Annotated in this window: 12 protein-coding genes; 9 read left to right on the plus strand and 3 right to left on the minus strand. The window is 37.6% G+C overall.

Annotation, left to right across the window (positions count from 1 at the left end; genetic code table 11):
- Positions 1-58: 58 nt before the first annotated feature.
- Together NSMS1_RS07245 and NSMS1_RS07250 are read left to right on the plus strand one after the other, a co-directional pair.
- Positions 59-355 (plus strand): type II toxin-antitoxin system HicA family toxin, encoded by a 297-nt coding sequence (locus tag NSMS1_RS07245; protein WP_224092187.1) that lies wholly within the window; start codon positions 59-61, stop codon positions 353-355.
- Positions 345-665, plus strand: coding sequence for a type II toxin-antitoxin system HicB family antitoxin (locus tag NSMS1_RS07250; protein WP_224092188.1), 321 nt, complete (start codon positions 345-347; stop codon positions 663-665). Before NSMS1_RS07245 ends, NSMS1_RS07250 begins: the two co-directional genes overlap by 11 nt.
- A gap of 242 nt (positions 666-907) precedes the next feature.
- Here NSMS1_RS07250 and NSMS1_RS07255 read toward each other — a convergent pair whose 3' ends face one another.
- Together NSMS1_RS07255 and NSMS1_RS07260 are read right to left on the minus strand one after the other, a co-directional pair.
- Positions 908-1,363: a pentapeptide repeat-containing protein gene (locus NSMS1_RS07255; protein ID WP_224092189.1), complete on the minus strand. Its 456-nt coding sequence runs from the start codon at positions 1,361-1,363 to the stop codon at positions 908-910.
- 311 nt (positions 1,364-1,674) lie between these two features.
- The gene (locus tag NSMS1_RS07260; RefSeq protein WP_224092190.1) at positions 1,675-2,538 is read right to left on the minus strand and encodes an alpha/beta fold hydrolase; all 864 of its coding nucleotides are present in this window, start codon (positions 2,536-2,538) and stop codon (positions 1,675-1,677) included.
- A gap of 121 nt (positions 2,539-2,659) precedes the next feature.
- On the opposite strand from NSMS1_RS07260, the gene NSMS1_RS07265 reads away from it, so the two are divergent.
- The 4 genes from NSMS1_RS07265 (at position 2,660) to NSMS1_RS07280 (ending at position 6,804) form a co-directional block, all read left to right on the plus strand.
- Positions 2,660-3,499: an endonuclease/exonuclease/phosphatase family protein gene (locus NSMS1_RS07265; protein WP_224092191.1), complete on the plus strand. Its 840-nt coding sequence runs from the start codon at positions 2,660-2,662 to the stop codon at positions 3,497-3,499.
- 9 nt (positions 3,500-3,508) lie between these two features.
- Positions 3,509-4,951: a cardiolipin synthase gene (gene cls, locus NSMS1_RS07270; protein ID WP_224092192.1), complete on the plus strand. Its 1,443-nt coding sequence runs from the start codon at positions 3,509-3,511 to the stop codon at positions 4,949-4,951.
- Positions 4,952-5,284: 333 nt separating this feature from the next.
- Entirely contained in the window at positions 5,285-6,322 is a 1,038-nt protein-coding gene (locus tag NSMS1_RS07275; RefSeq protein WP_224092193.1) for an aldo/keto reductase, read from the plus strand.
- Between the two features lie 173 nt (positions 6,323-6,495).
- Positions 6,496-6,804, plus strand: a complete 309-nt coding sequence (locus tag NSMS1_RS07280; protein WP_224092195.1) for a hypothetical protein — start codon at positions 6,496-6,498, stop codon at positions 6,802-6,804.
- On the opposite strand, the gene NSMS1_RS07285 is transcribed toward NSMS1_RS07280, so the two are convergent.
- Positions 6,801-8,501 (minus strand): putative bifunctional diguanylate cyclase/phosphodiesterase, encoded by a 1,701-nt coding sequence (locus NSMS1_RS07285; protein ID WP_224092197.1) that lies wholly within the window; start codon positions 8,499-8,501, stop codon positions 6,801-6,803. The genes NSMS1_RS07280 and NSMS1_RS07285 overlap by 4 nt on opposite strands.
- A gap of 710 nt (positions 8,502-9,211) precedes the next feature.
- Here NSMS1_RS07285 and arsM point away from each other — a divergent pair.
- The 3 genes from arsM to arsS are packed head-to-tail and all read left to right on the plus strand — an operon-like array spanning position 9,212 to position 12,179.
- The gene (arsM, locus tag NSMS1_RS07290; RefSeq protein WP_224092199.1) at positions 9,212-10,180 is read left to right on the plus strand and encodes an arsenosugar biosynthesis arsenite methyltransferase ArsM; all 969 of its coding nucleotides are present in this window, start codon (positions 9,212-9,214) and stop codon (positions 10,178-10,180) included.
- 15 nt (positions 10,181-10,195) lie between these two features.
- Positions 10,196-11,155, plus strand: a complete 960-nt coding sequence (locus NSMS1_RS07295; protein ID WP_224092201.1) for an inorganic phosphate transporter — start codon at positions 10,196-10,198, stop codon at positions 11,153-11,155.
- A gap of 28 nt (positions 11,156-11,183) precedes the next feature.
- Entirely contained in the window at positions 11,184-12,179 is a 996-nt protein-coding gene (gene arsS, locus NSMS1_RS07300) for an arsenosugar biosynthesis radical SAM (seleno)protein ArsS (RefSeq protein ID WP_224092203.1), read from the plus strand.
- Positions 12,180-12,223 lie beyond the last annotated feature (44 nt).

Below are 12,223 nucleotides of genomic sequence, written 5' to 3' on the forward strand. Positions count from 1 at the left end.
TTTTTAGAAAAGTGTAACAAACATCCCTGATAATAGTATCACCAAATGATACTATAAAATGGTACTAAACAGCAAACATCAAAAAACCCTAGATGACGTTTTTGAAAGTCCGGTTAGAGCCAATATCCTGTGGAGTGATATTGAGTCTTTGTTGATTGCGCTTGGTGCGGAAGTGTCAGAAGGAAGGGGGTCAAGAGTGAGGATAGCTCTTAGTAGTGTCAGAGCAATTTTCCACCGACCACACCCACAAAAAGAAACTGATAAAGGTGCTGTTAAGTCTATGCGGCACTTTTTGACAGAAGCCGGGTTTAAAGAAGACATAAGCACAGGGGAGCTAAATAACAATGAGATATAAAGGATATGAAGCCGTTGTTGAGTTTGATGATGAAGCTGAAATCTTTCATGGCGAAGTGATCAACATTCGAGATGTGATTACATTTCAGGCTGATAACGTAAAAGAGCTAAAGCAAGCCTTTCACGACTCAGTTGATGATTATTTAGAATTTTGCAAAGAACGTGGTGAAGAACCTGAAAAGCCATTTTCAGGTAAGCTAATGCTCAGAATTAACCCGGAGTTACATAAAACAATTGCTGTCAAGGCAAAGAAAGAGGGTAAAAGCCTTAACTCTTGGATAGAAAAATGCTTGTGCCAGTATGCTGGTTAACGTTGGGTCTAGTGTTGAATTTTTAGGGACTTCCACATCAAAAATATCTAAAATTTAGGGTGCGTCAGTATAAATATTTTCTTAGTATCGCTAGGATTTCTCGTACTGACGCACCCTACTAACTGCTTAATTCTGAATTTTGAATTGCTAATAAGTAGGGGTGGGTGATAACACCCAACTTTTCTTACTTTACGCTACCCACCCCAATGAGATTTTTTTAAAGCCAGCTTGCTTAGTTTAACCTAATCCCAATCTGGAATTTCTGCGTCTTCACCACCAACGCCGATCGCAGTATTATAAATTTCTGCGTCAGTAATGGTAAGGTTTTCCATTGATGCACCATATACGTTGGAGTCAATCACATGGGCGCGAGTTAAATTCACTCCATTGAGATTGGCTTTTTTCATGTTGACGTTAGTTAGGTAGGCTGAAGTTAAGTTAGCTCCTTTTAAGTTGGCGTTTGTTAAATCTGCACCTTCAAGGTTAGCGCCAGAAAGATTAGCGCCAGAAAGGTTAGCATTTCTTAGGTCAGCACCAATTAAATGAGCGCTGCTGAGGTTCATGCCTTTTAGATTACACCCGATACATTCCCCAGTAGATAACAGTTTTTGTAAGTCTTGCGGATTCCCGGCGTTGACTGAGTTCGCCAAAAATAGGGGAGTTGCTAAGGCCACAGCCGCTAATAGCTTGAGTTTCATAATTATCCCCCTTTCTAGTTAAGTAGCGTCCGTTCTTTACCTCACATTTCTATTATCTCATTAAATTTCAGGAGAATGTTGATTTAAAGCACACTTGCTTTTAATATCTAAATCTTTTTGTAACCATATTGAAACTATTATTGGGTATGGTTTTTAGCTTTTTTTATTTAAGTAATTGAGCATAAATACTTGGATTAATTTTATGTTAAATATTCTTAAGATATTGCACCATTTAGTATATATGTATTAAGAAAAATTTTGCGTATTTTCCTATTACTAAATGGTACACGATCAAACTGATATTTAGTGATTTACAGTACCAGAAATTCCCGAATATACTGATTCACTAATTCGGGCTTTTCTTGCTGTACCCAATGTCCACAAGCGGGAATATACTTAATTTCTAGATTTTTTACATAATTTTCTGTGCCGTAAGTAAGCTCTTTGCCTAAAGCAGTATCGTTTTCTCCCCAAATCATCAGTGTTGGCACATCTAAAATTCCCCAAGTTCTATTAAATAGGGAATGTGAAAAAACATTACGATAGTAGTTCAGCATGGCAGTAAGTGCGCCGGGTTTTGCGGCGGATTTTTGATAAACATCAAGGTCTTGTTGATTGAAAGCATCTTTATTAAATGCTGTGCCTTGTATAGTTTTGGGAATGATTTGATAATCTCCTGATTGTAAAAGTAATTCTGGTATTCCGGGAAGTTGAAACAGGAATATATACGAGCTACGTAGTAATTGTTGGGGCTGAAAAAGACCTTGAGAAAATTTCGCTGGGTGGGGTAGGTTGAGGATAATTAACCGCTCTACCATATTAGGATGGGCATAAGCGAAAGACCAAGCGATCGCACCTCCCCAATCATGTCCTACTAAAATACACTTTTCATGTCCTAATCCTCTAATCAGTCCTTCAATGTCTTTGATGAACTCATCCATAACATAGGCTGATTGTTCTTTTGGTTTATCGCTGTCGTTGTAACCACGCAAATCAACTGCAACGACTTGGAAATGTTGAGCGAAGACGGGTATTTGATGCCGCCAGGAATACCAACATTCAGGAAATCCATGTAACATGAGCATTAATGGGCCTGTGCCTTGGGTAACATAGTGCAGCTTCACCCCGTTGGTAGTAATGTATTCGTGTTGCCAAGTATCCTGAGTGACGGTCATAGGTTAGATTCCTTATATAAATGAAACTATTGTTTTTATACTGGAAAGCTTTGCAATTTAAAACATCTGTTTGCAGATGTGTTGTGTAAATGTCTGGATAGTGTTAATGCAAGGATGTTGAATGATGTCTGATATTAAAGAAAATGTAGTGACTTTTGCTAAACAATTTCTGCCTTATTACAGATTTATTCGCCCACCAGAATCTACAATCGATAGTAGCCACATACTATCAACAGAATTAAATAGTGATTCGATTAAAGTTTTAAATTGGAATATTGCCAAAAATAACTTTGAAAAATTTTGGTTTCAAGATTTTTTCAAAATCCAGAGAGAATGCCAACCAGACTTAATATTTTTACAAGAAGTACGTATGGGTTTGGCGGTAGAGCAAATTGTTGGGTTTAAAAATATGAGTTGGGCTTATGCACCCAATTTTATTGATGCTCACCACCAAACTTATTCGGGAATTTTGACTGCGGCGAAAATTAGTGCGATCGCTAAAAAAGTCATCGTGACAAAACATCATGAGCCTGTGTTAAAAACTCCTAAAGTTTCGTTGTTTACTGAATACTCTTTATCTCATCATCATGAAACTCTGTTAACTATCAATAGTCATCTAATTAATTTTGTAGATTTAGAGAAGTTTAAGGCTCAATTACATGAATTGGAGTTAGCCATATCAACTCATACTGGGCCGATTATTTTTGCAGGGGACTTTAACACTTGGAGCCGTAAACGAGCCGTACTATTAGAAAAGACTGTCATCAGGCTGGGTTTAAAAGAAGCACATTTTGCCCCGGATGAAAGTAAGAAGATTAAACGGTTCCTTTTGTCACCCCCCCTAGACTATATTTTTTATCGAGGTCTAAAAGAAAAATGTAGCAGTGCTAGGGTATTAGATGAAATTTGTTCATCCGATCACAAACCTTTACTGGCAGAATTTACTTATGACCATATATAAGTAATTAAGATGCTGGTAGACAGTAGCATCCTGGCTTTTTTTAGTGCAGCGACAGTTGTTGTTCATGGTTTGGGAATTGCTCACGCTGCTCATGCGGTGATGAATGTGCGTTCTTCTCGTGGTGCGATCGCTTGGAGTATTTCTTTAATAACTTTTCCCTGGCTGGCTCTGCCTTTATATTGGATTTTAGGTAGAACAAAATTTCACGGATATGCTGAGGCTTTGCGCTCAGTTTACCGTCAACATTACCAGCTTGTTCACCAGACTTACCACGAAATTACTAAATTTCAGGTTGCAGTTTCCGCGAAATTAGTACCGTTACAACTGCTTGCGGAAGCTTTTACAGGTATTCCTTTTACTTCCGGTAATAATGCCAAATTATTGATTAATGGTCAAGAAACTTTTGGTGCAATGTTGAGTGCGATCGCATCTGCCAACAGTTATATTTTGCTGCAATCTTACATTATTGCAAATGACCAAATAGGTAATCAATTCAAAGATGCTTTAATTGCTAAAGCACAGCAAGGAGTGCGAATTTATTTACTTTACGATGAGATTGGCTCAAGTAAGCTTCCTCGCTCTTATATTTCATCTCTGCAAAAGAATAATATTCAGGTGAGTGCTTTTCATACTACCAAAGGTAGAGGTAATCGTTTTCAGCTAAATTTCCGCAACCATCGCAAGATTTTGGTGGTTGATGGTGAAATTGCCTTTATCGGTGGCTTGAATATAGGTGATGAGTACCTGGGTAAGCATCGCCGTTTGAGTCCTTGGCGTGATACCCATTTGATGTTACAAGGGCCGACTGTGCAAAGTCTGCAAAGTCCTTTCCTACAAGATTGGTATTGGGCGACACGGAAAGTTCTGGATGTTAATTGGCAAGTTAAACCTAATCAAGAGACTGATTTTACAGCTTTGATATTACCTACAGGCCCCGCAGATAAGTTAAAAGCTTGTAAACTCTTTTTCGTTAATGCTATCAATCAAGCACAAACTCGCCTTTGGATTGCTAGCCCCTATTTTGTACCGGATGATTCTACTTTAACAGCCTTGAAATTAGCAGCAATGCGGGGTGTAGATGTGAGAATTATCCTCCCAAACCGGCCTGATCATTTATTCGTTTATCTGTGTTCTTTCTCTTATTACACAGAAATGAAGACCATGAATATTAAATTATATCGTTACAAACATGGATTCATGCACCAAAAAATCATTTTAATAGACCATGATTTTGCAGGTGTAGGAACAGTTAACTTAGATAATCGCTCTTTCTTTCTCAACTTTGAAGTGATGGCTTTTATTGCCAACTCTCAGTTTGCTAAGAGTGTAGAGGAAATGTTACAAGCTGATTTGGCTGCATCTGTGAGCGTAGATTTTTCTGAGTATGATAGAAAACCTTTGTGGTTTAATTTAGTTGTTAGGACATCGCGTTTACTAGCACCTTTATTGTAAATTGATAGCAGCGATCGCTAAGAGACTATTTATAAAGTAAATCTTAAGTAGGGTGTGTTAAGGCGTTAGCCTAACGCACCGTATTATTTAGCGGTGCGTTAGGCGCTTGTGTTATTCATTTCGTGAAACATCATTTCCAAATGTGCGACTAACACACCCTACAGTAATTTTATTATTACTTTATAAATAACCTCTAAAAACTGATAATAGTAGTTCGTAAAATAATCTAACTCTACGTTACTGCTGTTCTCCTTCACCAGTTAGATGTCCGTTAATATCTACAATGCAAAGCTATGAAGGCAAGTTCTCATAGTGTGCCAAAAGGATAAATTTGTGGATATTAGCAGACGAGATTTACTAAGAGCAGTTTCCGCTTCTGGTCTAGGCGCGGCTGGTGTGTTTGCCTCTCAAGGTTTAGCCAAACAAGTCTTAGCACAAAATCAACCTACCCCTAACCAGACCAAAAAAGGGGAAATGTTTTACAGACAACTAGGACGCACAGGGGAACAAGTATCTGTAATTGGTCTAGGCGGTCATCATATTGGTAGACCAAAAGATGAGCAAGAGGGTATTCGGCTAATTCGTACAGCCCTCGATCGCGGCATTAATTTCATGGATAATAGCTGGGACTACCATAACGGGGGTAGTGAAATTCGCATGGGTAAAGCCCTGCGTGATGGTTATCGCCAAAAAGCTTTTCTGATGACCAAAATCGATGGTCGCACAAAAGCGGCGGCCACAAAACAAATTGATGAATCTCTCAAACGCCTGCAAACAGACCGTCTTGATTTGTTGCAGCACCATGAAGTTATTCGCATGGAAGACCCAGACCGCATTTTTGCTCCTGGGGGTGCAATGGAAGCAGTCATAGAAGCCCAAAAAGCTGGTAAGATTCGTTACATAGGTTTTACTGGACATAAAGACCCCTTAGTACATCTAAGAATGTTGGAAGTTGCCAATCAAAATAACTTCCGTTTTGATGCAGTCCAAATGCCTTTAAATGTCATGGATGCTCATTTCCGTAGTTTTGAAAAGCAAGTTTTACCCATACTCGTGAAACAAGGAATTGCTGTATTGGGAATGAAATCAATGGGCGATCAAAATATTCTTAAAAGCAATGTTGTCAAACCTATCGAATGCCTACATTATGCAATGAATCTGCCAACTTCAACGGTGATTACAGGTATTGAAAGTATGCCTATTTTAAATCAGGCGTTTGAAGCAGTACGCACGTTTACACCGATGAGCCAAGAACAAGTCAGAGCTTTGCTAAATCGTACTCGCCAAGCAGCGCTCAAGGGTCAGTATGAACTGTTTAAAACTACTAGTCAATTTGACAGTACAGCCAAAAATCCTGAGTGGTTGGGGTAAGTTTTAGCTATTTTTATTTTGTGAAAAAAGTACTGATTGGGTGTAAAGATGTAAGGGTTTGAAACACTTGTATCGGTATACCCTTTTCCAAACTTGTGGTAGGAGTCCCAATCATTTTAGAGCGATCGCTAGTGGAGATTGTGAGATAATAGGGCAAAAATACAGTCAATGTAATGAATATCAAGCAAAAACTAGTCTCTGTTATTAAAGTTATATCTACAGTTCTCATCACCACGGCGATCGCTTTAGAATTAGGGAATATTTACGCTATCAGTAATAACATTAATATCCCCAGTATTTTGATTCCCGTTTTTTGGGTTGAACGTTTTGCCGTTACTTGCCATTTCTTAGAAGGAGTAATCGCTGCTTTTTATGCACCAGCGAAAAAAAAGATGCCAATTCAATATGGCATCTATACTTTTTTTGTGGGTACAGTTGGTTTATGGGAACTGTTTAAGGAAGAATTTGAAGTCAAAAATTAAACGGCAATTGCCTCTTTTGGTTGCAAAACTGCTGTGATTTTCTCGGCGGGAACAGGTACACCAAAGTAATATCCTTGACCTTCCTGACAACCACGCTTTTGTAGATAATTAAGTTGTTCTTGGGTTTCTATTCCCTCGGCGGTAATCTTTAATTGCAGGCTGTTGGCTAAGGCAATAATGGCATCAGTTACAGCCGCACTATCAGGGTTAGACGCTACATCCTGGACAAATGACCGATCAATTTTCAGCATATTAACAGGGAAGCGTTTGAGATAGTTAAGAGAAGAATAACCTGTACCAAAGTCATCTAGAGCCAGCCATACCCCTAATTCTCGTAATTGTTTGAGGATTTTGGTGGAGTGGTGAATGTCTGCCATTAAGAAGCTTTCGGTGACTTCCAGTTCTAAATATGATGGATGTAAATGACTTTCCTGCATGATTTGACTGACAAGTTCTACCAAATTTGGTTGTTCAAACTGTCTAGCTGATAAGTTTACTGACATCCGCATGGGTGGAAGTCCTGCAAGTTGCCAAGCACGATTTTGCATACAAGCAGTTCGTAATACATATTCACCAATTTTCAAAATTAATCCGTTAGCTTCAGCAATAGGAATAAATTTAGCAGGAGATACTAAACCTCTGGTGGGATGTTGCCAACGTACCAACGCTTCAACGGCTGCTATATTTCTAGTCTGGAGATTAATAATGGGTTGATAATAAACTACAATTTCTTGGCCTTCTAATGCCCCATGCAGTTCATTCTCTAAAATCAATCTTTCTTGCAGTTGCGCATTAATTTCTGGTGAATAAAACTGGTATTGGCTGCGTCCTTGTTGCTTGGCTTGATACAAGGCTATGTGCGCTTGCTGCAATAACTGGTCTAAATCAAGAATACTTTCTGGTTGATTAATTGTAATGCCGATACTAGCTGTGATGCGAATTTGGTTTCCTTGGATGAGGAAAGGTTTATTTAGTGTGGTTAACACTAGTTGCGATAGCTTAACGATACTTTCAAAGGAAGGAATTTCTAAACGAGCGATCGCAAATTCATCTGTATGCAAATGGGCTAAAATATCTGTCTGAGCAACACAACTTGTTAAACGTTGGGCTACTGCTCTTAATAATAAATTGGCTTGCTCACGTTCTATTACATGACTCATTTCTGTAAAATCATCAATTCCCAACACCATCACAGCTACCATATTTTGATCGTGTTGGGCTTTGGTAATAGTTTGATTAACACGTTCCCGTAGTAACTCTCGATTAGGTAAACCTGTGAGTTCGTCATAATTGCTGATGTAGTCAATCAACTCGTTTAATTTGTATATACTTTGCGATGTATCTGCCATAAGTGTACCTGCTTCATCAGCAAATTCTGTAGGCAAGCTGGGTAAGGTTTTATTGTTGAGATAGTCTCTTAATGAGGCGGATGTAAGATTGACTGGTACAAGCAAGTGATGAAGTGCATAGAGGGTAGCGGCTGTACCAGCTAAAGTTGCAATTAAAGCAATAATTAATACTCTAATTGTCATCTCCCAAGAGTAGGAATTTGAGATAACAAAACTAAAAAGTAAGGTTAAAAGTGGAATGTGAGTACCTAAAAAAGCCACCGACATAATTTTGGCGGTGTAACTTTTATTGAGAAATCTGAAATTATCTAGAGCCGAGTATAAATAGAGCTTCTGATTTAACTGCATAGAGCCTGTATAGGATTAAAGATGGTAGATGAGTAGGTTTTCTTGCTTCACAAACTAGTGGAAGAAAACAAACTGATACGAAGTTATCTATTATGCTGCCCTAAATAACTACTCAATGTATAGATATTTGTTTATAGATTCTGTAAATATTACGTTTACGATGATTTACAATAATTTTAAATCAAGTAATATTACTGATAATAAATTTACATTTTTGTAAAATATTTAATTGATATAGAGCGATCGCCTGTATATCTCTGCATACTTGCGTTCATAACAAGGGGAAGCAGAGAGCGATCGCGTGACCTCAAAAATGATTAAATTGAAATAATTGGTAAAAACATACAAGATTAATTTTGCTTTTATTGAATAGAATTAGCTTTATATTAAATAATATATTCTCTTTCAATTAATAAAATAAAAAATATTATTGCTTTATTTAACCTTGAGTAACAATAAAATATTATAATCACCTAATTTTTAGTAAAAATTTACTATTAATTTATATCAAAAATAAGTCTATAAGTTAATATTAAAAAATCATGAAGATATTGAATGTTGCTTACCCTAATATATGGTTTTGTGGTGATTTTTTTATTTTATCAAATGCTAGATTTTATTGATTCATAATTAAAATCGACTGCAATCTTAGCTATATTGAGGATGCACATACTTAACGCCAGACATAAACCAGCAACATTACAATCGCAATGACTTATTTAGAAACAGCTGCACAATTTTACAGCGAAGTTGCCCAAACACCAGAGGTAGGACTTTGTTGTGTTCAAAGTACCCCCTTGCAACTGCCAGGGCTAAAAGTTCCTTTGCCTATGCAGGAAATGAACTATGGTTGTGGAACTACAGTTCATCCTACGGAACTGGCGAAGGAACCTACCGTTTTATACGTTGGCGTAGGTGGTGGTTTAGAAGCCTTACAGTTTGCTTATTTTTCTCGTCGTCCTGGTGCGGTAATTGCTGTTGACCCAGTGGCAGCGATGCGAGAAGCAGCAGCACGTAACTTAGAAATGGCGGTGACAGAAAATTCTTGGTTTGAAGCTAGTTTTGTCGAGATACGCGAAGGCGATGCCTTTAACATACCTGTAGCTGATGCCTCAGTTGATATTGTTGCGCAAAATTGCTTGTTTAATATCTTTGAGCCGGAAGATTTAACCCGTGCATTAAAAGAGGCGTATCGGGTATTAAAGCCTGGTGGACGTTTGCAAATGAGCGATCCTATTGCTACTCGTCCTGTCCCTGCACATTTGCAACAAGATGAACGCTTACGCGCTATGTGCTTATCGGGCGCACTTACCTACGAAGAATATACTAACCGCATAATTGCTGCTGGTTTTGGTCAAATTGAAGTTCGCGCCCGTCGTCCTTATCGCCTACTTGATGCCCAAACTTATAATTTAGATACACCTCTACTGTTAGAAAGTCTTGATTCTGTATCGTTCAAAGTGGCTATTCCTGAAGATGGCGCTTGTATTTTTACAGGAAAAACAGCAATTTATGCTGGTTTCGAGCCATTTTTTGATGATGAGGCTGGACATATCCTACAACGTGGCATTCCGGCAACCGTATGTGATAAGACTGCTGCTAAACTAGCAGTTATAAAGCCAACAGAAATAATAATTACTGATTCAACTTGGCATTATAGCGGTGGTGGTTGCTGTTAATTTATACTCCTGAGAATGTTGTTAATTAGTCTATTTATTGCTACCCTGTTCCTGGCTTATGCCAATGGAGCTAATGACAATTTTAAGGGTGTAGCTACGCTGTTTGGTAGTCGGACAACTAGCTATCAAACGGCGATTTTGTGGGCGACTTTCACGACTTTTGCAGGTTCGTTGACTGCCACATATTTAGGCAGGACTATAGTTACACAATTCACTGGTAAAGGTATATTACCAGATGCGATCGCCAATGCTCCAGAGTTCCATTTAGCTGTGGCGATCGCATCTGGGTTAACTGTACTAATTGCTACTATTTTCGGATTTCCTATTTCTACATATCAGAGCATAATAGGTGCGCTGTTTGGTGCTGCGTTAGTAGCTCATGGGCTTAAGGTCAACTTTGCTATTTTAGGCGTTAATTTTATCTTGCCAATATTTTTAAGCTCTATCATTGCTATTCCTTTAAGCGCAGGAATTTATATTTTAATTGATTATATAAGAAATCGCTTCAACTGGCAAACAAATCAGATAATTATTAATGTTTTACATTATATAAGTTCTGGCATATTCAGTTTTACTAGAGGCTTTAACGATACTGCTAAACTTGCTTCTTTAATACTAATTATTGATTATTTTTCTGTTGCTGGGGCAATGATTACTATAGCGATGGCTATGGGGCTTGGTGGGTTACTCAACTCTCAAAAAATTGCCGAAATCATGAGTACAAAAATTACATCTATAAATCGGACTCAAGGACTTTGCGCTAACATCATTACGAGTATTTTAGTTATAATTGCAAGTATTTCTAATCTACCTATATCTACAACGCAGGTAAGTGTGTGTTCTATTTTTGGTGTAGGTATAATTGGAGGTAAAGCTAATAATTTAATTTTTGCTCAAATTCTGTTAGCTTGGATTTTGACCCTTCCCGTTGCCACTATTATTGGTGGTATAACTTTTAGACTATTGCAAGGATAGAATTATATTTTATCAGGAGTATTTATCAATGACAATCGCTATCAATACAAAAATCACTAATTTCAAATCTAAATTAGATACTCCTTTAACGAAACAAGAGATTAATATTTTACAAATTAATTTAGGTAAACGTTGTAATCTCGCTTGTACACACTGTCATGTCGAAGCTGGGCCAAAACGCACCGAAGAACTATCAAAAGAGATATGTCAACAGTTAATCGAGTTAATTCATAAATTCCCGCAAATTCAAACTGTTGACTTGACAGGCGGCGCACCAGAGATGAACTATGGATTTAAGCCATTAGTAGAAGCTGCACGCCAACATCATAAGCAAGTAATTGTCCGCTCTAATTTAACTATTTATTTTGTTGATGGGTTTGGTGACTTACCTGAATACTTTGCCAATCACCAAGTGAGGGTGGTAGCATCTTTGCCTTGTTACCTAGCAGATAATGTTGATAAAATGCGAGGTACAGGTGTATTTGATGATTCTATTAAAGCCTTACAATTGCTTAATCAAGTTGGTTATGGGCGGAATCCAAATTTAATTTTAGACTTGGTTTATAATCCCCAATTACCTACAAGTGAAAAATTTTCCTTAACGCCTGATCAAGTTAAATTAGAACAAGATTACAAGAAATTTCTCCAGGAAAAATTTGATGTTATCTTCAACAACCTTTTTACTATTACTAATTTACCAGTTGGCAGGACAAAACTTCACTTAGAACGGAAAAAACTACATACAAGTTATTTACAGTTTTTAGAATCACATTTCAACCCTCAAACAGTGGCAAATTTAATGTGTCGCAATCAATTGTCTGTGGATTATTTGGGCAATATATACGATTGTGACTTTAATCAGATGATGAATTTGTCAGCAAAAACTGGTGATGGGGAAAGTTTGACTGTTGCAAAGTTACTCGAATTTGGCAGTTTAGATGTAATTGATGAAATTCAAACTGCTAATTATTGCTACGGCTGTACGGCTGGTTGTGGTTCTAGTTGTGGTGGTACTTTAGTTTGAAGTATCTAATGTAAAAAACTTAGTGAAAAGAGACAACAGAATAA

Source organism: Nostoc sp. MS1, assembly GCF_019976755.1.
Taxonomy (GTDB): Bacteria; Cyanobacteriota; Cyanobacteriia; order Cyanobacteriales; family Nostocaceae; genus Trichormus.